This window comes from Paenibacillus urinalis, assembly GCF_028747985.1.
Taxonomy (GTDB): domain Bacteria; phylum Bacillota; class Bacilli; order Paenibacillales; family Paenibacillaceae; genus Paenibacillus; species Paenibacillus urinalis.
Genome location: NZ_CP118108.1, coordinates 5,371,490 through 5,395,525, shown reverse-complemented (window position 1 = coordinate 5,395,525; position 24,036 = coordinate 5,371,490). Strand labels below are relative to the sequence as shown.

The 24,036-nt window shown below is 46.3% G+C and carries 23 protein-coding genes; 12 read left to right on the top strand and 11 right to left on the bottom strand.

The window, feature by feature from the left end; translation table 11 throughout:
* Positions 1-35 precede the first annotated feature (35 nt).
* Together yycI and PUW25_RS25025 are read left to right on the top strand one after the other, a co-directional pair.
* A complete protein-coding gene (gene yycI, locus PUW25_RS25030) occupies positions 36-776 on the top strand; it encodes a two-component system regulatory protein YycI (RefSeq protein WP_047912593.1) in 741 nt (246 codons plus the stop codon).
* A 13-nt stretch (positions 777-789) separates the two neighbouring features.
* Positions 790-1,596: an MBL fold metallo-hydrolase gene (locus tag PUW25_RS25025; RefSeq protein ID WP_274337842.1), complete on the top strand. Its 807-nt coding sequence runs from the start codon at positions 790-792 to the stop codon at positions 1,594-1,596.
* Here PUW25_RS25025 and PUW25_RS25020 read toward each other — a convergent pair.
* Positions 1,565-1,771: a hypothetical protein gene (locus PUW25_RS25020; RefSeq protein ID WP_274337841.1), complete on the bottom strand. Its 207-nt coding sequence runs from the start codon at positions 1,769-1,771 to the stop codon at positions 1,565-1,567. The genes PUW25_RS25025 and PUW25_RS25020 overlap by 32 nt on opposite strands.
* A gap of 432 nt (positions 1,772-2,203) precedes the next feature.
* Here PUW25_RS25020 and PUW25_RS25015 point away from each other — a divergent pair, with 432 nt between their 5' ends.
* Complete coding sequence (locus tag PUW25_RS25015) at positions 2,204-3,448, top strand: S1C family serine protease (protein WP_274337840.1); 1,245 nt, start codon at positions 2,204-2,206, stop codon at positions 3,446-3,448.
* A gap of 155 nt (positions 3,449-3,603) precedes the next feature.
* On the opposite strand, the gene PUW25_RS27565 is transcribed toward PUW25_RS25015, so the two are convergent.
* Positions 3,604-3,909, bottom strand: a complete 306-nt coding sequence (locus PUW25_RS27565) for a DUF4181 domain-containing protein (RefSeq protein ID WP_420800549.1) — start codon at positions 3,907-3,909, stop codon at positions 3,604-3,606.
* A gap of 261 nt (positions 3,910-4,170) precedes the next feature.
* Here PUW25_RS27565 and PUW25_RS25010 point away from each other — a divergent pair, with 261 nt between their 5' ends.
* The 5 genes from PUW25_RS25010 (at position 4,171) to PUW25_RS24990 (ending at position 13,123) form a co-directional block, all read left to right on the top strand.
* Positions 4,171-4,716, top strand: coding sequence for an SMI1/KNR4 family protein (locus PUW25_RS25010; protein WP_274337839.1), 546 nt, complete (start codon positions 4,171-4,173; stop codon positions 4,714-4,716).
* 330 nt (positions 4,717-5,046) lie between these two features.
* Positions 5,047-5,214, top strand: a complete 168-nt coding sequence (locus PUW25_RS25005) for a CxxH/CxxC protein (protein WP_076314175.1) — start codon at positions 5,047-5,049, stop codon at positions 5,212-5,214.
* A gap of 258 nt (positions 5,215-5,472) precedes the next feature.
* Positions 5,473-8,694, top strand: coding sequence for a glycosyl hydrolase 53 family protein (locus tag PUW25_RS25000; RefSeq protein ID WP_274337838.1), 3,222 nt, complete (start codon positions 5,473-5,475; stop codon positions 8,692-8,694).
* A gap of 95 nt (positions 8,695-8,789) precedes the next feature.
* Positions 8,790-11,693 carry a glycoside hydrolase family 3 protein gene (locus tag PUW25_RS24995; RefSeq protein WP_274338502.1) on the top strand — a complete coding sequence of 968 codons (2,904 nt, stop codon included), beginning with the start codon at positions 8,790-8,792 and terminating at the stop codon, positions 11,691-11,693.
* Between the two features lie 167 nt (positions 11,694-11,860).
* On the top strand, positions 11,861-13,123 hold the full coding sequence (locus PUW25_RS24990; protein ID WP_274337837.1) for an ATP-binding protein: 1,263 nt from the start codon (positions 11,861-11,863) through the stop codon (positions 13,121-13,123).
* A 28-nt stretch (positions 13,124-13,151) separates the two neighbouring features.
* On the opposite strand, the gene PUW25_RS24985 is transcribed toward PUW25_RS24990, so the two are convergent.
* Positions 13,152-14,288, bottom strand: a complete 1,137-nt coding sequence (locus PUW25_RS24985; protein ID WP_274337836.1) for a DUF4179 domain-containing protein — start codon at positions 14,286-14,288, stop codon at positions 13,152-13,154.
* Complete coding sequence (locus PUW25_RS24980; RefSeq protein WP_274338501.1) at positions 14,257-14,823, bottom strand: RNA polymerase sigma factor; 567 nt, start codon at positions 14,821-14,823, stop codon at positions 14,257-14,259. Before PUW25_RS24980 ends, PUW25_RS24985 begins: the two co-directional genes overlap by 32 nt.
* A gap of 225 nt (positions 14,824-15,048) precedes the next feature.
* Here PUW25_RS24980 and rlmH point away from each other — a divergent pair, with 225 nt between their 5' ends.
* From rlmH to PUW25_RS24965, 3 genes are all read left to right on the top strand, one after another.
* Positions 15,049-15,528, top strand: coding sequence for a 23S rRNA (pseudouridine(1915)-N(3))-methyltransferase RlmH (rlmH, locus tag PUW25_RS24975; RefSeq protein WP_274337833.1), 480 nt, complete (start codon positions 15,049-15,051; stop codon positions 15,526-15,528).
* Between the two features lie 172 nt (positions 15,529-15,700).
* On the top strand, positions 15,701-16,159 hold the full coding sequence (locus PUW25_RS24970; RefSeq protein ID WP_274337832.1) for a hypothetical protein: 459 nt from the start codon (positions 15,701-15,703) through the stop codon (positions 16,157-16,159).
* Between the two features lie 47 nt (positions 16,160-16,206).
* Positions 16,207-16,416, top strand: a complete 210-nt coding sequence (locus PUW25_RS24965) for a hypothetical protein (protein WP_274337831.1) — start codon at positions 16,207-16,209, stop codon at positions 16,414-16,416.
* A 198-nt stretch (positions 16,417-16,614) separates the two neighbouring features.
* Here the strand turns inward: PUW25_RS24965 and PUW25_RS24960 are convergent, their stop codons facing one another.
* Together PUW25_RS24960 and PUW25_RS24955 are read right to left on the bottom strand one after the other, a co-directional pair.
* Positions 16,615-17,076: a DUF4365 domain-containing protein gene (locus PUW25_RS24960; RefSeq protein WP_274337830.1), complete on the bottom strand. Its 462-nt coding sequence runs from the start codon at positions 17,074-17,076 to the stop codon at positions 16,615-16,617.
* A 73-nt stretch (positions 17,077-17,149) separates the two neighbouring features.
* Positions 17,150-17,377, bottom strand: coding sequence for an HTH-like domain-containing protein (locus PUW25_RS24955; RefSeq protein ID WP_274337829.1), 228 nt, complete (start codon positions 17,375-17,377; stop codon positions 17,150-17,152).
* A 220-nt stretch (positions 17,378-17,597) separates the two neighbouring features.
* Between PUW25_RS24955 and PUW25_RS24950 the strand changes: the two genes are divergently transcribed.
* Entirely contained in the window at positions 17,598-17,891 is a 294-nt protein-coding gene (locus PUW25_RS24950; protein WP_274337828.1) for a hypothetical protein, read from the top strand.
* Here the strand turns inward: PUW25_RS24950 and PUW25_RS24945 are convergent, their stop codons facing one another.
* From PUW25_RS24945 to PUW25_RS24925, 5 genes are all read right to left on the bottom strand, one after another.
* On the bottom strand, positions 17,892-19,562 hold the full coding sequence (locus PUW25_RS24945; RefSeq protein WP_274337827.1) for a recombinase family protein: 1,671 nt from the start codon (positions 19,560-19,562) through the stop codon (positions 17,892-17,894).
* Positions 19,559-21,118 (bottom strand): recombinase family protein, encoded by a 1,560-nt coding sequence (locus PUW25_RS24940; protein ID WP_274337826.1) that lies wholly within the window; start codon positions 21,116-21,118, stop codon positions 19,559-19,561. The genes PUW25_RS24945 and PUW25_RS24940 overlap by 4 nt, the downstream gene beginning before the upstream one ends.
* A gap of 11 nt (positions 21,119-21,129) precedes the next feature.
* Positions 21,130-21,282, bottom strand: a complete 153-nt coding sequence (locus tag PUW25_RS24935) for a hypothetical protein (RefSeq protein ID WP_274337825.1) — start codon at positions 21,280-21,282, stop codon at positions 21,130-21,132.
* 383 nt (positions 21,283-21,665) lie between these two features.
* Positions 21,666-23,519 carry a DNA primase family protein gene (locus tag PUW25_RS24930; RefSeq protein WP_274337824.1) on the bottom strand — a complete coding sequence of 618 codons (1,854 nt, stop codon included), beginning with the start codon at positions 23,517-23,519 and terminating at the stop codon, positions 21,666-21,668.
* The gene (locus tag PUW25_RS24925; RefSeq protein ID WP_274337823.1) at positions 23,471-24,019 is read right to left on the bottom strand and encodes a bifunctional DNA primase/polymerase; all 549 of its coding nucleotides are present in this window, start codon (positions 24,017-24,019) and stop codon (positions 23,471-23,473) included. Before PUW25_RS24925 ends, PUW25_RS24930 begins: the two co-directional genes overlap by 49 nt.
* Positions 24,020-24,036 lie beyond the last annotated feature (17 nt).

The window sequence follows — 24,036 nt, the reverse complement described above, 5'->3', positions numbered from 1 at the left end:
GCTGTCAAAGGTCTATAATGAAATGAGGTGAGGAAATGGATTGGGGCCGTGCTAAGAATGTGTTAATCTATGCTTTTTTGCTGCTGAATCTGGTACTCGGATATCAGCTCTGGATGGATGCGCGGGAATCTGCAGGCTCAAGTCTGGACTTCACCTCGCTGGGAGAGAGCACACAGCGGCTCATGGAAGAGAAGGGAATCGAAATTCTCGCTCCCATTCCAAGTGAAACACCTGCCATGCCCAAACTAACCTATCGGTATGTGAATGGAAGCAAGGCAGCCAAACCGATTCAGCTGGAAGAGCCGATTGACAGCAAGCTGATCTTCTCTGAGCAGGAGATGGAAGCCGCGCTGCAGCCATATATTCCGAACATTGCGGAATATAAGCTTGATCCGCTGGCCAATCCGGACGTGCTCGATCGTTTCATCCTGCATCCGCTGGCTGAACAGAAGTGGCCATTGTTTCATGTGGACCTAGCGCTGTATTATTCCAATCAAAAAATAACGGCTTATGAGCTGTCACCAATTGAAATGTCGACATTTGAAGAAGAACAACAGGTGCTTCCGGCTTCGAAGGCGCTTGGCACATTGGTTGAACTATTCTTGCCCGATGAAGCCGTCGTTCAGGATATTGAACTCGGATATTATGGAGAGGAGTTCAACTCGGACAGCCAGGTCGCAGCCCCTGCATGGCGATTCGTGCTCGAGAGCGGGCAGCAGTATTATGTGCAGGGCATCAGCGGAGAGGTTATTAGTCCGAAGTCAGATAAACCGTAAGGAGTTTTAAGCTATGGGGATCGCTTTTACCGTATTATCGAGCGGTTCGACAGGCAATGCGACTGTCGTGCGTAATGATGATACAGCTTTATTAATAGATGCTGGCCTAAGTGCCAAACGAATAGACGAGCTGCTGCTTGAACGGGACATGCTTGGGTCTCAGCTGGACGGAATCTTGGTAACGCATGAGCATTCCGACCACATTCGAGGACTAGGCGCAGTGGCACGCAAATATAATTTACCGATCTATGCTAACACGAATACTTGGAAGGCCATGCACAAGGCACTTGGCAAAATTCCGGAGGAGAACATCCGGATCATGGAGAGCGGAGAGGTCCGTGAGTTTGAGTCACTGCGTGTGGAATCCTTCGGGATCTCTCATGATGCAGCCGAGCCGGTGGGTTATTCATTTTATGATGGCAAGGAGAAGCTGAGTGTAGCCACCGATCTCGGTTATATGAGCGACAAGGTTAGACTTGCCATATCGGATGCAGATGTGCTCGTGCTCGAATCCAATCACGACATTGACATGCTTCGGATGGGACGGTACCCGTGGAATACGAAGCGCCGTATCATGAGTGATCTGGGACACTTGTCTAACGAAGCGGCAGGAGCAGCACTTAGTGAGCTGCTGAACGGCCGAACCAAACGAGCGTATTTAGCACATTTGAGCCGGGATCATAATATGATGGAGCTGGCGAAGTTGACCGTTCGCGGTGCGATGGAGGACCGGGGCTGCTTCTACAAGGATAGTGAATTTCAGCTGTGCGAGACGTATTATGACCGGCCTACACCGTGGGATAAGGTGGGCTCTCCATAAAGCTGTCGAGCTCGGCTGCTTTTTTCTCCACCTCTTCACGGGTCAGGATATTCTTCTCAACGAGCAGCTCGATCATTACACTGAGGGCGAGGGTATTGCGGTAATGTTCTTCCTTCAGATCAGCCAGCTTGGCTGCCATTTGGATCTCTTCCATTGCAGAGTAGACACGATTCATGTGTAGACCTCCTTCTATTAATCTCTTTAATTCGGCTTGTATTCTATTGTAGTCAGGAGAGCATAGAATCATTCCTGTTTTTTCCTCTGTAACGAAATATAGAGCCGTGGTATGCTAAAAAAGCTGTTTAAATCGTATGTTATACTGCTTAAATCTTCTAATTTTTGGTGAAATGAAGGTATATGTTTATCGTGTTTGGGATGATGCAGTCAGAGTTTGGAAAAAGTGATTAGAAACTTTTTATACCAATGAAGTGTCTTATATAGTGAGGATTAATCGTTGTCCTAATTAAGGGATGGTGATGGAGCCCATGTTCAGGATACTTACAGTAGGATAAGAATATTTATGTTTTGTTATATATAACAAAGTAACAAGTGTTAAGGCGAGCAGAATAGGTCTTGATGCGTAGTGATACGAAGGGGAGAGGATTTAATGGGTTTGTTTGATGACGAATTTTATTCCACCAAAGTATCGAAACGGACCGGAAAATCATTAGGGCGGGTAAGGTTCAGCCGTAAGAAATTCTGGCCAAAAACAGTAAGCAGTACATCAGGGTCCTCCTCTCTTTCCATGCTTCAAGTAGCCATTATTAGCTCGGTGATTAGTGCAGTTGTCTCTGTCGGTCTATTTGCACTCGTTGTGATGCCAGGGGATGCTCAGACGGCTTTCTCCGGGACCTCACTCAGAACAGCGCAAGGTGACCCGTATGAACGCATTATTACTGCCGGTGACAAGGTAAGGCCTGCCGTGGTCAGTATTGTCAGCCATCGTGAGATCGACGGCTCCCGCATAGAGGATGCAGCTCTGGGATCAGGAGTCATCTTTAAGATTGAAGGCGATACCGCCTATATCATGACCAATCATCATGTTGTGGACAGTGGAGATAATCTGGAGGCTGTTACTGTGGATGGGGTATCCAAGGAGGCTCAGCTCATCGGCAAGGACCGAATCAGCGATATAGCCGTACTGTCCATTGACAGCAAAGGTATCAATACAACGGTTGAGATCGGTGACTCGAAGCAGATTCGCCGGGGAGAAACCGTACTTGCGATCGGTAATCCGCTGGGGCTTGGCGGTACGATGACTTCGGGGATTGTAAGCTATACGAACCGAATGATCCCTGTATCGATTAACCAGGACGGAGTATATGACTGGGAGCAGAATGTTATTCAGACCGATGCTGCCATCAATGAGGGCAACAGCGGCGGAGCGCTGATCAATATGCAGGGCGAGCTGATCGGGATCAATACGATGAAGATTGCAGACATGGGCGTCGAAGGCTTGGGCTTTGCGATTCCGACGGAAGATGTGATGAAGATTGTGACCGATCTGATGGAGGATGGCAAGGTATCGAGGCCTTTCCTCGGCGTGTACACGATAGATCTGTCGAGCTCCTATGCACCGCTTGACGAGGAGCAGCGCAAGGAGCTGAAGCTGCCTGATTCGGTAGAGGAAGGCGCTCTGGTGCTGGAGTCATCCGGACCAGCGGGCGAAGCGGGACTGAAGCTGAATGATGTCATCGTTGAATTTGACGGCGAGCCGATCCAATCGACGATGGATGTGCGAAAGTACCTGTACGATAAGAAGAAGATCGGGGATGAGATGGTCATCTCTTATTACCGGGATGGGAAGCTGAAGGAAGCAACCGTGAAGCTGACCGATAAACCGGTGGAATAATGGTGGAACGAGTGGTGAGAGTAGAAGCTTAGACAGCTTGCTCCTCACCATTTCGCTGAAGTCCGACATGATGATGTCGGACTTTTTTTATGTGGATCAAGATGTGAAGTCTGATAAGAATTGAGTGAGGCTGCCTAGGCTGAACTGCAGCTGGCTTAGTGGTAGACGACAAAGGCAGTCACGGTGTATGCAGTACTGAAGATACATAGTGACAATGAGCGTAAATACTCTCTTGAGGGTCGATTGAGTTTCCATTCTTTAAACGCATTATAGGCATGAATCAGGGTAAACGCGAAAAATAGTAAGGCATTTGGCTGTTCCATGATATACACGCTAACCATGACAAGAGCCATCAAAATTATCGCACTTGCGATATCTATCCTCTTCAAGGCGGTTGTTTTCTCTATGGGCTCAAATCTTTCTATTTCAAAGCTCCAGGAGAACAGAAAGTAATACAGCACATTTAGAATAAAGAACGTAACTATCAAGAGAGAATTAAGATCGGAATGGATAGGGTTTCCCTCCTTATGTATACTGCCTACTATATCACATTGAAAGATGTGATTATTGAAAATAATTACATATATGGATGGTCATTGATATAATTGTGTTAGCTGAAAATATTCAATGGCCTAACTTGATACAATAGAACATCCAGGTGTAACAAGCAAGCCTGGTTCCACGATTACTACATATATACACAGGGAGGTAGTGATAAAACTATGAATGAAGAAGAATTTTTCCCAGCCTTAACCATTGAGTCTTTGATTGATATGCTCAGAAAGTTCAGCAAAGATGAATCGAAAATCTATCATTTGGGTGTTGTAGTCGATTATTTCTTTAAACTGAATCCGCCTGCTCCCAGCTCTGAAATAGCTTGGATTGAAAGAGAATGTGGATTAATTTTACCTAATGAGTATAAACGCTTCTTAATGCTTGTTGATGGACTACGATTTGGCAATGCAGAATGTGCAATTTGCTCATGTAAAGATGTAATGGATTTTTATTTTGTATTTGAGGATTTCTACCCGTCTAACATGCTAGTCATTGCTACTGCTGCAGGATCATATACACATATTTTGCTTCAGGTTAATGAAGATGGGTACAAGTTATTCGTAACCTCCGCTATAGGGGATGACTATATGTGGTTACTAAGTGATGATAATATATTGACCTTTTTTGATAAGTTTATTAGTACCTATGGCTTTCCTTTTTGGAAGGTGTACAAAGATGAAAGTACCGCGATAATGAAATTTAATGTAGATTAAAAACATGGAGCGTTCAGGCACTCCATGTTTTTTTTATCTGTGTGATATGAGGATAATTATTTGTATATAACTTGTTTGCCAATCACAAGTTCTTCAGTTCACATAGAATTTTTATTTTAAACTTATAATTAAGGTTCCCTGTGGGACAAGATAAGGATAGGAAGGATCATTTCTCTTCAACACGAAAACAGGATTTGAAGGGATTAAGGGTTTATTTTCTAGGACAGGTATGGTAGAACAGGAGAAGGGGTTATTAATTCATGCATTGCATGAAGACAGAGGATGACCCCATATAAGAAAGGCCTCAAGACAGAAAGGATGCTTGAATGAATGTACACCGTATGTAAAGAGCATGTGGAGCATGCCATTGATTTGTTCGTCGATGAGTTCGAGGACGCACCGGATATTGTCGATCTGAAGGAAACCGAATTCTCGGATTGGGATCCGCCGGTGAAATGCTCCGAATGCGACAACAATGCGGAATTTCTGGTCGTGTAGCATCGTAGGAAGCTAGAGCTTGATGTTCAATATAGGGATGGGAGAAGAGCGTATTAATGCGCTCTTTTTGTGTTTTATAGAGCCTTGTGCCAAAGTAGTTGCTTTAGCACACGAAATGTTCATTTATTATCCGTTCACGCCCCGCGCCCCCATTGATATAGTATTTGTAAAGCGCTTACATATATTCGATAGATTAATTACTAGGATCAGCATGAGTGTGCTTTTATTTTATTGGGATAAATGATGGGGGATGATTGAATGGGAAAAAGGATAGGCAGTCTTATACTGGCTGCGATGGTGGGGTTTACGGGATTCAGTATACCGGCGGGAATCGGAGGATCTGTGGCACATGCGAACCCACACGATGCGTACCTGATGAATGGCGGATTTGAGTCTGATTTTTGGACAGATGGATCATGGAATATTACTCCTGATGATTGGAATAGCGTGGATATTCAGCGTTTTGCTTATCAGGATGATTCCTTTATTGAGGGGGTTGAAGGAGAGCATGCCTTTAAGTATTGGATGAAGGATACGGCCGATGGAGAGCAGACAATTACACTTACACAATCGGTTTCAAGTCTGCCAGCAGGAACCTATGAGCTATCAGTGCATTCCATGGGTGGCGATGCAGCTACGGCGGGTAGTGTAACCTTGTTCGCGGGAACGGATATGGGTGATGAGACGCTTACGACGGGCTATAACGAATGGGGGAAGCTGAGTCTGCAATTCATTCTGGAAGAGGAGACGGCGGATCTGAATATCGGGGCAATCATCAGCGGTGCACCAAGTTCCTGGGGATACCTCGATCAGGCCGAGTTAAGACAAGTGAGCACGGATACGACGAAGCCGGTAGATGCAGATATTTTTGTGCAAAAGGTAGAGGGGCTGTCTCCCGACTTCATCAAGGGAGTGGATATCTCCAGCATTATCGCGCTAGAGGAGAGTGGTGTCCAGTTCTATAATGAGGCAGGTCATACCCAGGACATATTTACAACACTGCATGACGCAGGCGTCAATTATGTGCGTGTTCGGATCTGGAACGATCCCTATGACGCATCTGGCAATGGTTATGGCGGCGGTAATAATGACCTCGCTCGGGCGATTGAGATCGGTAAGCGGGCAACGGCTAACGGAATGAAGCTGCTGGTGGATTTTCATTACTCCGATTTCTGGGCAGATCCGGCTAAGCAGAAGGCGCCGAAGGCATGGGAAGGCATGAGCTTGGATGAGAAGAAGGCAGCGTTGTACCAATATACGAAAGACAGCCTGGAAGCGATGCGGAGCGAAGGCATTGACATTGGGATGGTTCAGGTTGGCAATGAAACGAATGGACAGTTTGCAGGGGAGACGGAATGGTCACATATTAGCGAGCTATTTAATGAAGGAAGCCGGGCCATTCGAGAGGTGGATTCGGAAATTCTAGTTGCCCTGCATTTTACGAATCCTGAAACCTCAGGAAGATACATGCACTATGCGGAAGAACTTGAGAGAAATAATGTAGATTATGATGTGTTTGCAAGCTCCTATTATCCATTTTGGCATGGAACATTGTCTAACCTGACAGCAGTCCTGACGGAGGTTGCGGATACGTACGGCAAAAAGGTCATGGTAGCCGAAACCTCATATACCTATACGGATCAGGATGGGGACGGGCACGGTAACACAGCACCAAGCAATTCAGGACAAACCCTTGAGTATCCTATTACGGTTCAAGGACAGGCTACCTCGGTACGTAATGTCATTGAGGCAGTAGCCAAGGTAGGGGAAGCCGGCATTGGGGTGTTCTACTGGGAACCGGCATGGCTTCCGGTGGGTCCCAAGGATCAGCTTGAACAGAACAGAACGATCTGGGAAGCACATGGTTCAGGCTGGGCATCCAGCTATGCAGCGGAATATGATCCGCATGATGCCGGGAAGTGGTATGGAGGAAGCGCCGTGGATAATCAGGCGTTGTTTGATTTTGCAGGACATCCCTTGCCATCACTGAATGTATTCAAATATGTTCATACGGGTGCTGTGGCCCCGATTGTCATAGATGCCGTTCAGGACATACACCTATCGGCTATCGCGGGCGAACCAATCTCATTACCTAGTGTAACAAGTGTGACCTACAACGATGGAACAACAGGGACCGTGACGGTAACCTGGGATGAGACGCAGCTGGGTAATGCCATAACAGCAGGCCCTGGCAGCTATGTGATCGAAGGCACGGCAGAAGGCGGGCATAGCGTACAGGCATTTCTGCAAATAAAGAAGAGAAATTGGATCGTGAATGGAAGCTTTGAACAGAGTGACCGGAGCATGTGGAGTATTACCTATCCGGAAGGTGCAGTACCGCACACGGATTATCAGAACAATGCAATGGATGCCAAGACGGGCAGCTACTCGCTGCATTTCTATTCTGCAGATCAGGTGGATTTCAAGGCCCAGCAGACCGTAGAGGGGCTGGATCCTGGCTACTATAATGTGTCCATGAATCTTCAAGGCGGCGATGCGGCGAATTCGGAGATGTATTTATACGCGATAGTGGATGGGAATGAAGTGAGAGCAGACACCGCGGTGAATGGATGGGTGCAGTGGAGCAACCCTGAAATCAAGGATATCCTTGTGACAGAGGGCGAGATCACGATTGGTGCAGCCATAAAAGCAGATGGAGGCGCATGGGGGACCTTGGATGATTTTTATCTGAGCTATGAGCGTGCTTATGAACCGGGATCGGGGTCAGGATCGAATCCAGAACCGACACCAACTCCACAGCCAGGCGTAGATGCTGGAACAGGGACTGTACCTGTACCTGACGGCTCTGCGGGTGAGAATGGGAATGGTCAGAACGACGATGCAAGTGAAGTAGACGCTGGAGATCCATCGGAGACGGAGGATAACGAGGATGCTACCTTCCGAGATGCGTATATAGCAGGCTATCCCGATGGCACGTTCCGCCCAGGTCAGGCCGTTACCCGTGCTGAGATGGCAGCCATGCTGTATCGGGTTCAGGCTGCAACAGATGGAACAGAGCATGCTGTGATGTACAACGACATTGATGCACTGGGATGGGCAGGCAATGAAATTGAACAAATCACAATGAGTGGTTTGATGTTCGGATATCCGGATGGTACCTTCGGGCCAGAGCGCTCGATTACAAGGGCAGAGATGGCAGCGATTGTTGTTCGCTGGGCAGGTCTGGAGTCGAAGCTGATTCAAGGCAGCACAGCCACTATTTTTACGGATGCCATAAATCATTGGTCTGAATCCAACATCGCATTGGTTGCCGAGGCAGGATATATGATCGGAACAGCAGGCGGACCCTTCCATCCGGATCAGTATTTGACCCGAGCGGAAGCCGTAACGGTGATCAATCGCGTGCTCGGACGTTCTGGGGTAACCGATGTGCAGCAGCAGTTGTGGACCGATGTTCCGCGAAGCCACTGGGCATACCATGCGATTCAGGCGGCTTCAAACCGCATTCCGCAACTCTAATATTCTATGAAAACGCCTCTAATTTTTCGGGTAGCCCCTATATCGGATATGTCATAAAATACGCTTGAGGGAGTCTACCCGAAGGAGGATTCAATATGTCGAGTACAACACAATATCCATTCCAGAACACTTCCCTTCCACTTGAAGAACGGGTAAATGACTTGGTTTCTCGCTTCACTTTGGAAGAAAAAGTGGGACTTATGATTCAATATCAAACGGCAGTAGAACGCCTTGGTGTTAAGGCTTATAAGCATGGTACAGAAGCGGCTCACGGTATGGCTTGGCTTGGTGAAGCAACTGGGTATCCACAGCCGATCGGTCTCGGATGTACGTGGGACACAGAACTCATGCAGCGAATTGGAAGCGCAATCGGTGACGAAGCGCGGGGCTTCTACAAAAAGAATCCGGAGATCAAAGGTCTGACCTTATGGGCACCGACGGTCGATATGGAACGCGATCCTCGTTGGGGCCGTACAGAGGAAGCTTACGGTGAAGATCCGGTACTCGCCGGTAAACTCGCATCCGCTCTGGTTAAGGGAATGCAGGGTGATCATCCGAAGTATATGAAAGCGATTGCGACACTGAAGCACTTTATCGCGAACAATAACGAGGTTGGCCGCGGCGATGCATCAGTCAGTATTGATCCGCGTAATATGCGTGAGTATTATTTGAAAGCGTTTGAGATTCCGTTTAAAGAGGGCGGCGCTCAGTCCATGATGACAGCGTATAATGCCATCAACGGCGTTCCAGCTAACCTTAGCCCGGATGTTAACGCGATTGTGAAGCAGGAATGGGGCATGGACGGATTTGTTGTCAGCGATGCGTTTGACGTATCCGGTACGGTCCGTGATCATGGCTACCTGGAGACTTACAAAGAGGCTGTTGCTCGTTCCGTTAAGGAAGGCGGCATTGACAGTATTACAGATGATGGCGAGCTCATTAAGCAGTCGCTTCGTGAAGCATTAGAGGAAGGACTCCTCAGTGAGAGCGATCTGGATGTTGCACTCCGCAATACGTTCCGTGTTCGCTTCCGTCTTGGTGAATTCGATCCAGAGGAAGGCAACCCGTATGCGGCGATCGATGAGTCGGTCATTATGCATCCAGAGCATGCCAAGCTGTCGAGAGAAGCAGCGGGCAAAGCGGTTGTTCTGCTCAAGAACGAAGGAAACATACTGCCGCTACAGGCAGATAAGCTGAAGAAGGTTGCCGTTATTGGCCCGCTTGGCGGTACGGTATATCGTGACTGGTACAGCGGCTCGCTGCCTTACGCGGTTACTCCGCTCCAAGGTATTCAGGACAAGCTGAGCAGCCATGGCGGTGAGACGGCGTTTGCTGGCGGTACAGACCGGGTGAAGCTGAAATCAAAAGAAAACGGTCGTTATGTGCAGGTGCGCAAAGAGGATCAGTCCTCTCTGGCTGCTGCGGGTGAAGCGGCTGATCAAGCAGCCATCTTCGAAATGACCGATTGGGGCTGGGACAGCCACACGATCATTGCAGAGGACAACGGTCTGTATCTGACCACAGATGATCGAATTTTGAAGGCATCTGCAGATCAGATCTGGGAATGGTTCACCAAGGAGGTCTTCCTTGTTCGTCCTGAAGGAGAGAATGCCAAGCAGGTTACCTTCTCCACATGGAACGACACACCGGTTACCGTGAACAAAGACAGCGGTGAGTTGCTCGTGGGAACAGGCCGTGCGGAAGAGACTGCGAACGAGATTAATGTATCCGGCGCCGCTTCGGTAGCAGGCGGAGAAGAGAAGATCAGCGCTGACATCTTCGAGGTGGAGACGGTGACCGATAAGTTCGCAACAGCGAAGGAGACTGCAGCCGATGCAGACCTTGCCGTTGTATTTGTCGGTAACCATCCGCTCATTAACGGTAAAGAAACGATTGACCGTCCGGACATTACACTTCCAGCCTCTCAAGAGCAGCTGATCAAGGAAGTTCTATCCGTCAACCCGAATACGATCGTTGTTGTTGTGGGCAGCTATCCTTATGCTCTGAATTGGACAGATGAGCATGTTCCAGCGATTGTGTACACGACCCATGCAGGTCAAGAGCTCGGAAATGCAGTAGCCGATGTTCTCTTCGGTGATGTGAATCCAGCGGGACGTCTGAACATGACATGGTACAAGTCGACAGATCAGCTTCCTGAATTTATGGATTACGATGTGATCAAGGGAGATCGTACGTATCAATACTTCCAGGGTGATGTGCTGTATCCATTCGGACACGGTCTATCCTACAGCTCCTTCCGTTATGACGGAATCAGCCTGGATACGAATATAGTATCAACAGATCAGGATCGTGAAGTAGGCATTACTGTTCGCATTACGAATACAGGAGCACGTGCAGGAGAAGAAGTCGTGCAGCTGTATGGACATGCAGAGCAGTCTCGTGTGAAGCGTCCACTGAAGCAATTGCATGCGTTCGAGCGTGTGCAGCTGCAGCCTGGTGAATCTGCCGATGTAAGCTTCAAGCTTCCGCTGAGCGAGCTGGCGATCTGGGACGTAACCCGTGAGCGCTTCTGTATCGAGAGCGGCAGCTATATGTTCATGGCAGGGGCTTCGTCTGCGGATCTGCGAGTGAATACGGAGCTGAAGGTAGAAGGTGAAGTCATTCCACCGCGTGATCTGAAGCAGCCTGTAAAAGCGATCAACTATGACGATTACGAAGGTGTACTGATCGGAGAATGCCATGAAGGCGGCAGTGCGGTTGAAGTGAAGGAGCAGTCCGGCTGGATCGTGTTCCAGGACGCTGAATTTGGTGAAGGTGTAAGCAGTGTAACCCTGCGTGCAGCAGCCCAAACGGCGGCAACCGCCGAGCTTCGTCTGCAAGGTCCGGAAGGCCCGGTGGCAGGAAGCGTAGAGCTTGAGTCCACGGGAGCACAAGGATGGCGTGATTACACGGTGACAGTAGAAGGCGTGAGCGGGCGTCAAGACGTATACATCGTGCTGAGCGGTAAGGCATCTCTAAGTACGATTCAATTTCAATAAATAAAATGCATAAGCCAGATTTCCTCACGATGAGGAGATCTGGCTTTATTTTTGTATAATTTCCCTAATATTTAAATAATGAGTTTAATTTACTTGGAAGGAGTAATTGGAGTAATATATTCAAATATAACATAGACATGCTATACCGATGAAAGGAAGTAGCCCCTTTGCTCGAAACGCTGTTGTTAAACTTTTTGATTTTGCTTTTTCCGGTCGTTATTTTCCTGATCTTCTTTGAAAATAAACCGCTCGCTTACAATAAAAAAGTGATGGTCTTATTATCCGCTGCGGCGATGTGTCTGTGTATGCTGATGCCTTTCAGATTGGAGTATGGGTATACATTTGATCTGAGGTATATTCCTTTTCTACTCGTTGCTTTGTTTGGAGGATATCGCTGCAGCTTCCCGCTATATGTGGCGCTCATCGTGTGCAGATTGTATGTTGGTGGAGAAGGAGTCTTACCGGCCGTTCTATTTGCAACCAGTATATTTATAGCGACTCCCATGTATAGCAGAAGATTTCTGGGATTGACGCCTAAAAGACGCATTGCAGGTGCGGCGGCAGCGGCTTTGGTGACGATGATCTGGTACTTGATCACCTTAATCATTGTGATTGAGCAAGTGGATCATACCTTCTGGATCCTGGCTGGACATGCGCTGACGACATATACCGTCTTCATGGTAATTACGATGCTTCTGATTGAAAAAATGATAGCCAATGTCCATTATCGGGATCGCGTGCTGCAGTCTGAACGATTGAACGTCGTCAGTGAGCTTGCAGCCAGTGTATCTCATGAAATCCGGAATCCGCTGACCGTCACGAGTGGTTTCTTGCAGCTGCTTAGTAAATCGGAGACGATGACAGAGAAGGAACGGGGATATATTAAGCTGTCGCTTGAAGAGCTGAAACGAGCCGAGAAAATTGTGAGCGACTACCTGTCCTTCGCCAAGCCGCAGTCACAGAACATGGTGTACGCGGACTTAAGCGAAGATCTGGAATATACAACGAATATTATTTTACCGTATGCGATGATATATGATGTCGAAGTAGAGACCCATTTTGACAATTCACTCAGTACAAACTACGACCAGCACCAGATGCAGCAATGTCTGATTAATTTATATAAAAATGCGATTGAGTCGATGAAAGAAAAGGGCGGCGGCAAGCTGATCATTCACATCTCGGAGCATAAAGGAAGCATTGTTATTCGTATCGAGGATACAGGGGTAGGCATGGATAAAGAGGAGTTGTCCAGACTGGGCAAGCCGTATTACTCCACGAAGCAGGAGGGGACGGGCCTTGGGATGCTCATGGTCTACAGCACGATTAACAAGCTGAAGGGCAGAATTGAAGTGGATAGTAAAAAAGGACAGGGCACCGTCTTCCGGCTGATTATTCCGGCTTCGGCCCCCGATGAGGAAAGAGCGTAAGCTGTATCATACGCTCTTTTTCGACGTACTATAGGTAATCTTTAAGTGAGATTTCAATATCGAGCTGAGGCAAATACTCCAGGAGGATATTTCCTTCCTCGTCCTTAGCAAAGGTAGTTTTTGTTGAATCGCTATATACATACTTATAGGGTCGCAGAATAATTCTCTCTGGAATTTCAGAAAACGGGTGGTATCTCATTTCAGATATAAATGTGTTACTTCCAGCCTCGTTGTACCCATTCCCTGTAAGGATCTGGAGCTTATTACCCTCCTCGTCTAATACATCAAAGGCTATGCCGTTCGTTCTCTCGTCATAGGCCACCCCCTCTGGGAATGAGATCGCTGTTGTAAAGTTCGTTGTAATTGGCGTAAGCTCGATTTTCTTGAGACTGAAGGTAAGGTTTCCATCATCCTTCGAAATACTAGGTTCAATCTCTATATGATCGCCACTAGTCATCGTCACAGGCACCGACAAGGATAATGGATCTTTGAAGCCGTTCATGGATAAGCGCAGTGTTATTTCAAATTGATCGGGGAAGGACTCTCCGCCTTGATTACTTAGATCGACAAATTCAATGATGGCTGAGTTATCGTCTGCTCCAGGAAAAGAAAAGATAGGAATATGATTTCCGCTCTCTGAGGCTTGGACATTTACATCATCTACCCAAATATCAATATCTGATATCTGATCTCGAAGTGACATCGAAGCTGAACTACCAGCTGCTCTTATCAGGCTTAACGATACTCGGTTCCCGTCATATACAACCTCGGGTACGGTAACCGTAATATCATCCGTGGATGCAACTGCATTGGGATGATCGGAGAGGTTCTCATTGGCTGCGCGGTAGAGCCCGAGATCTCCTGCTAGTCGAAAGATACTCTGCAGTACAGGGATCTGCTGTAGAGAAGCAGCCATGCTTGAGGATGTGAATAGACTTGCTACTAGAATGACCCCCGCAGCAGTGGAAAGCGAGGTAAGCAGCCAAGTTTTGTGACGGTTTTTTATACGGCTAAGGTGGTTGTGCTTAACTGGATGTCGCTTCTGCTGCTGGATATACAGCTCGGACATGATGGGCTCCGTAAAATCCTTATGTAAGCTTAACCCCCTAACTTGCGCAGAGATACGTTTTATTTCATCCTCTTGATTTATGGAATGCGGACTCATGGATATAACCCCCTTCTTGAGCATGATGCTCGTTTTTGAGCTTCTTGCGTAACCTTTCGTACTTTTTGCGGATGGTGGCAGGCTTTAAGTCCATGACCTCAGCTATTTCATCGTACGTGTATTCTTCAACAGCTCTTAGCAGCAGGATGTGCTTCTCCTCCATAGTTAATGGATTGAGCAGATCTTGGAGTTCAGATGAAGAGTCAATATGATGTTGTAGTGATGGGCGATACAGCTCTTTTAAGGTATGGAAGAACTTACGGTCACGGGCTTTTTTCTTGTTGAGATTCAAGCAGTGGTTATATGCAATCTTGTAGAGCCAGGCTTGAAACGATACCGTCGGGGAATAGCTGTTCATGTCTTGATAGCTCTTGATAAAGATTTCCTGGACGGCATCCTCAGCCTGATCTTTATCGTTAAGAAGACATTTACAGTACACATAGATCTGCCTTTGAAATTGCTGAATCACCGTGCGAAATTGCTCTATGTCACCTTGCTGAATCTCTTGGACAATCTGCTCAATATGGTTAGACATTGGATTGGGTGAGTGACCGGTATTCAGATAGATCGACTCCTTTCGTCACGTTTATATATGCTATATAACAACTAATCAGGATGATTTGTGACGAGCTGTAAAATTATATTTAGATGAAGGCAGGGTATGGTACACTCCAGTAAGGAGAATGTAAGTAATATAGTGACGTAAGTTAACAATTTTAAAATAAATAAAAGTTTAGATACAAGCAGGAGGCAGTACAGCATGTTGATTCAGATTATCGGCGTAGGAAAATTAAAAGAGAAGTACTTAGTGCAGGGCATTCAGGAGTATGCGAAGCGGTTAGGGCCTTATGTAAAATTTCAAGTCATTGAGGTGCCTGGCGAGAAAGCGCCGGACAATATGAGTGATGCCGAAGTACGGGGCGTCAAAGAACGTGAAGGTGAGCGTATTCTGGCGCATGTGAAGAGTGAAGCACATGTGATTGCACTTGCGATCGGGGGCCAGCTATGGAGCTCAGAGGATCTCGCAGCCGAGATGGACAAGCTCGGAACGTACGGGACAAGCCACATTGTATTTGTGATTGGCGGGAGCCATGGTCTGTCCGATGCGGTGCTGAAGCGTGCGCAGCAGAAGCTGAGCTTCGGGCGCATGACTCTGCCCCATCAGTTGATGCGGCTTGTGCTAGTGGAGCAGATTTATCGGGCGGTGAAGATTAATCGGGGTGAACCGTATCACAAGTAGGGCGAAATTTCATATCTTCACTTGCTGAGCAGATCATATCGTGGGTTGTAAATCACTATTCTAAATGTTCCAGATGTTCAAAATATACTAATTTGAAAGTTTTAAATTGACAGGAACATTCAAATCAATTACTATTACACTAGAAGGACATTTTGAATCCGGGGGTAAGGGCATGCAAACGACATTTCAAGTGGATCTAGACAACGAAAGGGAAGTGGAGAATCTCAGGCAGTTACTGGATTTGAGGCTTAAACAGCTTCGAAATGAACGCAGTGATTCGCAAAACGGCGAGGGTGGAATTGAAGGAAGTGTAAACAGAGCAAATGCAAAGCTTGGTAACATTGAAATTCTCAAGCAATTTGCTAGTGAAGCTTCACCAAATCAACATAAAGTTCTTAAATGGATGAAGGAACACCCTGGTGAGGTTTCGGCGCATGTCCTGAAGCGTGAAATGCCGTTCTTGGCACCCCAAGGGGCACTTCCTGGTGTTTTTCGACCCGGCAGATGGCAAAAGCTCTCTGGTGGAACAAAAGACGGTTTCCCCTTCTTACAGATTGCTTGGAACCACACTGAAGGTTGCGGAATATATCGAGGCCTAACAGTAGAGGAAGCTGGCATTCTGGACTTGTGAGGATCAAAAATATTCAGAAGTATTATAGTTAAGAAAGGATGATTTCAGTGAGCAATTTACCCGAATATTACCGTAAACGCTGGACCCAAGAGGAAAATGAAAAAGTAAACATATTCGCTGATAGTTTGAGTTCCCAACAAGAGCTTGCTGAACGTGGTCCGGATTTTGCTGCTTCAATGGGAAGACCGGTAAGTACAGTACAATATAAGGTCGAGAAGCGAAGAAATTGGTATAGTAGAAATACGAATAGAAATTAGTGGTAGAATTAAGAGATCATTGGAAGTTATAATAGTTAGCTATTGTCCCTTGGCAGAGGGGGTTTCCATACAAAGGAAACCCCCTTTCGCCGTGCCGTCTAGCTTGTCTATTCCTACTCATGCAGGCTGTAACGACCAAGAACGCGGCTCTTTAGGCGGAGTCCTCGGTGTTGCTCACAGCTTTCGCTTCTGTCGGAACTAGCAAAAGTCTTTAATGGATTCTTCAAATTTAAAAATCTCCAAAATGTCGTAGTTCCTGTTTGAGATGTTAATTCCGTATTCCGGTTTGCTTTTTTGTCCAGGCTTGTCATAGTTTCGATCAACAAAAACTTCATTTGGTGCTTTCCAAACTTCAGCGGGCAACAAGAAAAAGTCGGGCATTTGGCCATCCATGAAAATAACAAGAGCTAAATACAAATTACTATTTTGAATATTAAACTTACTCTTTTGAGCAAAAACATATCCCGTTCCTCGAAGAGATTTTACCTGAATCTCTATGAATCTGCCTGTTTTATCCTTAACAATAAAATCAATACCTCTATCATCTACTTCGGATGAAAATACTTCGAGACCATAAGATGCAAATTCCATCTTGGCAAAGTACTCAGCATAACGACCTAATTGCAATGAATTAAGTGCTCCCCAGTTTGTATTTGGCATGAGCGATCAGTCCTCCAAATATAAAGTGTTAATATATTATTACTTAGACGACCAAATGGCCCGCTTAAAGGGCTTATTCTCTTGTGATCACATATTCGGAGAGTTTTACTCCCTTGCTTACTTCCGTTGTATATGATTGACGTATTCCAGAAGCAACCACAATCTCTTTCACGCCAAACCCGTTTTTGAGAATAACATCAGCATATTTAATACCGAACAGATGTATCATAGCGACTTGATTCCCGTGAGGCGCACTTCGATACATATCCCTAAGAATTTTTCCAAGCTCAGTTACTGTCATGAACAATCCGTCCCTTCTGAATATCAGTTTACTATTGCTTCTGTTGATTTCAGCGGAAATCCTGCTAGTTAGTAGATTAGATGGTGAAAAGTTCAAATATTATATGAATAGAGTTTAGGACCTGGATCTAGAGGGAAAGCGCTTTGCCAACAAAATCCTTGCATAACGAGAATGATTTGTATACGATAGGCCTGCCAAATTAAATAAAGGGGACGCTTCTATGAAACTGGACATGCAAGAGCTCATTAATTTTATCATGCAAGAAACAGGTCATTCAGAGGAACTCGTCGAAGTAATATTGGATTGTGAATTGGATTTTTTACGGAGTAAGGGACTGGTTATGGATGGACCACCCGAAAATGAATCGGAACATCCGGAGCCTATTATTATTGATACGGACGAAATGGAAGCATATATTGCAGAAAAGTTGAAGGTTTCTAAAGATATTGTCGGTGGAGTTCTAGGCGGGGAAGATGCCTTTATGGAGGCTAAAGGTTTGGTAGAGTACGAGTAATTAGATTACAATAGAAATCAATTGCTTAAGCCGTGGGGCCTTTCCAGACAAAGGAAAGGCCCCTTCTGCCATGTTGCCAGCGGAAGGGGCTACACTTAAAAAATGCTTTTCGGTATCTTCATTAAACATGAGCTCGACATGTTCTACACGGCGCTTACTATCCAGCGTGATCTTCTTAACGACGAGATGCAGTAGGGTCTTTCGTTGTTGAAATGGTGAATTTTGAAGCAGGGCATCGAAATTCGTCATAAGGGAACGTACAAGTTCGTAGGGTACAGGATCTGCCTGATCGTCTTGCAGTTCCACTTCCAGCTTTGACCTGCGAGCAAGCTCGATATCGAGTTCTTTGTTTAAAAGGATCAAACGTTCTGAAAACAAGTTCCGGTCTATGTCGTTCATTTCATATAGTTCAAGGTATTTTCGTTTCTTTTCTTCCAGCTTGGAGATGCGGGTCTGAATGGCAACCAGTTCATCGCGGAGCGGCTTGGCTCGTCCAGATCGGTGTTCATTGACTCTTTTAACGACTCTTTGCAGAACCTTTGGATTTACCGCCGCTTCGCGAATCCGAGAGGTCACGGCCTGTTCTGCCTCATGTTTACGGATGCTGTTGGCGTGACAGACCGAACTGCCTTGACTACGGAACCGACCGCAGGAATAATACATTCGGGTAATTTTTGTGCCGTCCTTTGACCGATTGATCGTGCGGCTGGCGGTCATTGCTGCGCCGCATTCGGGACAGCGTATGAGTCCGGTAAGCAAATATTCTCCTTCAAAGCGTTTCTTGGGCAATGACCCCTTCTTTTTTCTCAGGAGTTTTACCTTATCCCACAATTCCTCGGTGATAATCGGAGGATGATTGCCATCAACGAGTATAGGCTCATTGCTTATACCCTTACGCCTTCTCTCTGCCCAGTTTTCGTAGCGATTGTAACGGATTTTGCCTATAAACATTGGGTTGTCCAAAAGATCTCTGATTGCTGTAGTGGAGAAAGGCTTGCCGGTTTTGGTTCTGTGGCCTCGGTGGTTCAGTTGATTGGCAATGGTTTTGAGGCCATGTCCGGAGGCATACTGCTCAAAAATATAGCGAACGATGGCTGCTTCTTCCTCAACCACAACAACCACCGATTTATTCTCCCTTGAATCGCCTTTTCCTTCAATGACCTTATAGCCGAGGGGCACCTTACCATTATGACGTCCGGTTTTTGCGCGTTGGCGATGGCCCATTTTCACATTATCAACAATTGTATTCCGTTCCAATTCGCCTACCGCACCCATCATTTGAAGAGCAAAGCGGCCCATGGGGGTTCCGGTGTCAAAATTCTCTGAAAAGGAACGGAAAGCAATGTTGTTTTTCTCCAGCAGATCGACAATATGAAGCAGATCAATATTTTTTCGAGCCATACGATTGAATTTCCAAACAATAACTTCATCAAACTTCGCTTCTTCGGCATCTTTCAGCAGCCGTTGGAGCTCATATCGTCCCTTTATGCTTTTACCACTGACACCTCGGTCTACATATTCACCGACGACTTCACTCCCGTACAACTCGCAGTATTTTCTCAAAGTATCAAGTTGAGCATCAATTGAATACCCATTTTCTGCCTGATCTTCCGTGCTTACCCTAGAATAAATGGCAACTTTCCGTACCAACTCTTGATTTTTCTCTATCATCGATGTTCACCTTCAATTTGATTTGTTGGAATATTGAGATTTAGAAGTGCTTCCGAGCCATGAATAACTGCTTTGCTGATGTCTCGATTAGCTGGTAATGTGATCTTTGCAATCATCCTTCGAAACAATGATTTTTGCTGTGTGGGTGTTGCACCTTGTAATACGGGTTGAAAATCGGAAAGCACGCGGCGAATGCGATCAATTGGAATAGGTTGCTCTGGATCACTGTCGATCTTCCGCTCTAATTCGGTCTGCTCTTGTTCCAATATGCTTATTTCAGATTGGAGATTTAGAAGCTTGTTTTTTAGTTCCTGACTGTCAATGTGCCCATCCTCAAAAAGCTCATAGCAACGTAGGTTTCGTTTCTTTAATGCGGAAATTTGAGTTCCTATTTCATTAATCCGTTTTCGGAAGGGTTCCAGTTTTCTATCCCGTTTTTGATTAAGTTCTATTGCCAATTTTTCCGCAACCGTAGGATGGCAAAGAAAATTCTGGATATGCCTGCCTACCAAATTCTCAGCCTGGTCGGCTCGCACATGATGAGGTTTACAAACTGCCCTGCCTCCAGAACTGTAACGACCGCATATATAGTACCGATCAATGTGCCGCATTCCATTCTTTCGAGTGCGTGAAACGTGAGATGCAACCATGCCGCTTTCACATCCAGGACATTTTAGTAATCCGGTAAGCGGGAATGTATCGGTAATGACTTTACTGGGCGGTTGTGAACGGCTTGCCAGTCGCAATTGAACCTGTTCCCAGAGCTTCATTGGAATGATGGGCTCGTGTTCTCCTTCTACAACCTTTTTAAGGCCCGGGGCGCTACTGTCGGTGTAGGAGATTTTTCCGATGTAATTCACATTTGTTAAAATACCGCGTACTGAAATGCAGCTAAACGTTTTTCCTCTTTTGGTGCGAACTCCGCTACTATTTAGCCGATTTACTATGGCTTTCAGCCCCAGACCGCTGTCGTACCATCCGAAAATGTTACGGACTAGCTTCGCTTCGTCGGGAATAATCTCAACACGGGAAAGGCTATGATTTACTGAATGTGGAATCCACTGATAGCCAAGCACCTGATTGCCGCTGTTCCACGTGCCCAGCTTGTTGCGCCGCTGCATTCCGAGGCGAACATTCTGTGCAATTTGTGCCCTCTCATGCTCGGCAACGGAGCCGAGCATCTGGAGGGCAAACTTTCCCATGGGAGTATCCGTTTGGAGATGTTCTGTCAGGCTGTGAAGTGTAACATCATGCTTTTCAAAGATTTCGGTAATGTACAGTAGATCCGTCAGGTTGCGAGAAAGACGGTTCAGACGAAGGCAAATCACTTGCTGGAAGAGCCCTTTACGAGCGTCTTCCAGCAACTCGGTTAGCGATGGCCTGCCTGAAATGGACTTACCTGAAAGTCCCGCATCGACATAGAGCTTGTAGACACTCGTCTGCGATTTACGGCAATGATCGTACAAGGCAGCTTTTTGCGCCTCCAGACTAAAGCCATGGACTTGTTCATCCGTTGATACCCTTATATACAGTGCGGCATTCATTTTTACTATCATGCACGACACCTCTATGCTGCTTCTTGCGACGACTGAGTAGAGAGTTTGTCCGCTCCAGTGGAGACATCCTCAGCTTTTAGGTAGTGGCAAATCATGTCCGCCAGAATGTCGATGAATAGCTCAAAATGGTGTGAAGGGTCAGTGTGATCGAATGTTTCCTTCATGCTTGTTCCCCCTTAATGATGATTTTAATAGTATCAAATTAATAATTTCAGCTTGAAAAGGGCTTTGTTACCCCTGCTACCTGGGTAACGCAATCATTCGCTTCCGTTGCGCTTGATTTTTAGACTGTCTTTCGGGAGATGTCTTGCGTGGTCTGGACTTTTCAGCCGGTTGTGTCGGTTGTGTCGGTTCCGTAAGCCGTTTGTTTGCCTACAGGTGTATGCTGGTGGTCTGTTTTTTGGCAGGGGGGATATTTCATTTGACCGACACAACCGACACTAGTCTAATCAGAGCCTTGCCGCGTAAGGGCCCTGACTGTGTCAGTAGAAGCTGTAAACCGACAGTTGAGCGCAGCAGACCGAACCACCCGGGACAGCACACTGGTTTAGGTGATATCCTCGATGTCGCCTACCGAAACACTTTCATTTAGTAGAGTATTTGGGTTCTTCATTAGCTTGATACCTTTGGTGTAACGACCATCCCCTGCGTTGCCTACCTCTGTTTTGATGCCCTTGCTTTGGAGAATTTCACGAATGTTTCGTAGTAGCCGGATTTGGGAATATTGAGCCAATGATCCGTGTCCCTGCCTTTGGCACCACTGCTTGAAGGAGGTTCCAATATCTTTGTTTTTCACGCGATCTTCTGGGGAACCCTTAACAATCATTTCATCGACGAAGCATTCTACAGGATTCAACTCTTCGCTAAATTCCTTGAGAAGATTATTAGCGGCTTGTGACTTGGTAAAGCGATACCCGTTTGCTTCCAGTCGTTTCAGGCCGCTCAATGCAAAATTTAGAATACCTGACAACTCTTCCGTCAACTTGTTCAGTAGGTTTACGTCAGCCTTTTCTTCTTTAAAGGTCTTGTTGAACGGAAGGATTACAAGGCGACGGAGAAAGCCGTAGCTTTTATCCTTTGTGTAAGGAAAGTTATTGAGTGCAAATACGAGCTTGCAGAACGGCTGGTAACTGAAACCTTGTTCATGCTTACGTTCCACGCGGATTGTATCGCCTGATACGATTGATTTGAAATAGGTCGTGTCGAAGCCGGATTTACCCACTTCATTTTCGGTAGCGAGATTGAGAATCTTATCTACCAATTCAGATCTGGCAAAGGAATTATCAAGCTCTCCGAGTGAAACAGAAGAGACATTTTCGATTCCGCAAAGCCGGTTCAATATCTCAGCCAAAACACTTTTCCCGTTGCTCCCTTTTCCATAGAGGATAAAGGCTTTGTGCGCCTTTACTTCTGTGGTGAGGCAGTATCCTTGCATTTCCGCAGTCAATTCGATAAGTTCTTGATCGTTTTGGAAAATATCACTCAGATATTGTAGAAACGTCGGGCATTTAGCAGTAGGATCGTAATGAATGGGCACCTGAATAGTTGAATAGTACCTTTTATCGTGTGGGACCAACTGATATTCTTCAAGGTCCAGCATACCGTTGGCCAAATTAATCATCTTTCGGTTTGGATCCATTTTATCTACCCGTGGAGCTTCGACCTTGAGCGCCGAAATATAGTCTAATTCCAGCTTGGGGGTCCAAGAGTCAGGAACAAAGCTATGCAGTATTCCACGAAGGATACGGGAAACCCTATTGGAATCTTCGAACTTCCATACGCCAGATGACTGGTACACGTAAAAGCGATCATTTGAGTAGATTAGATCAAGTTTTTTTTGAAGAATGTACCGAGCGTAAATATTGCCGTTTATTCCGATTAACCTTCCGGTTTTCTTGGAAACTTCAAGCCCAATTTGGCTAGGATCTACCTGTTGTTTCCAGGAGGGAGTTGTGGCAGTATAGCTGCTTAGTAAAAATCTTGCCGGGCTATTGGTTATTGTACCTTTCTCGTTTCGTCTCAACTGACCGGCAAAGCATTCCGCAATCTTTTGTTCGTCGCATCCCAAGGTTCGGCAGCGTACAAATCTCTTTTTCTCCGACTTTTGAAGGTCCCTAAGCCGCTCTTGGCTGCGTGGACCATGCTTAATGGATGCCTTTGAAAACTCCAATGCAGAATCGGCACCAGCAGAGTGGAAAAGAAGTGAGAGCCATTTGAACCATGTTTCTTCATCGAGGCCGCTTTGCTGCTGTGTAGTCCAGTCTTCGGCAAACACTTTACAACGGGAGACAAGTTTTTGAAGTGCTAGATTGGAATCGGCGGTAAGGGTTCTGGTCTGTTTAGTCATCCTATTTACCATCCATTCTGGAGCGGCTGCGGGATGTAGCTGCTGTTGATCCATTGGTATCTACCTCCGTTGGCATGAATTGATGGGGGAAGGATGGTCTGGCATCCTTCTCCAAGAAGACGGCATTCACTGTGGGCTTGCGAAGTATCCTGAGTCTGGTCGCTGTTCAGAGTGTATTTATCGGGAATTCGGTACAAATACCGCATTCCATTATTGGGAGTTTGAAACATCCACGTAGTTGGCAGATCCCCTCCACTGAGGTGACGGAGAAGGCGTTTACCGCCTTCTCCGTCAACGTCAATACCAACGAGCCCACTTGGACTGCCAAGCAAAAGTCCGATGTTAAAGCAACTCCAAGTATCGATCCATTCTTTAATTCGTTCTTCGTTGGGTGCTTTGCAATGTTGCCAATTTTTGATTAACGGGCGTTTACCCGGTCGATCACAAGTGGCTTTATGTCTACCTGTCATTCCGTCATGGTCATGTGAACAGACGGGGAAAACCGGCCAGCCCATCTCTGCATAAGCGTACATCGCTTTAATGATTGTTTGCATAGTTCTGACCTCCTTCA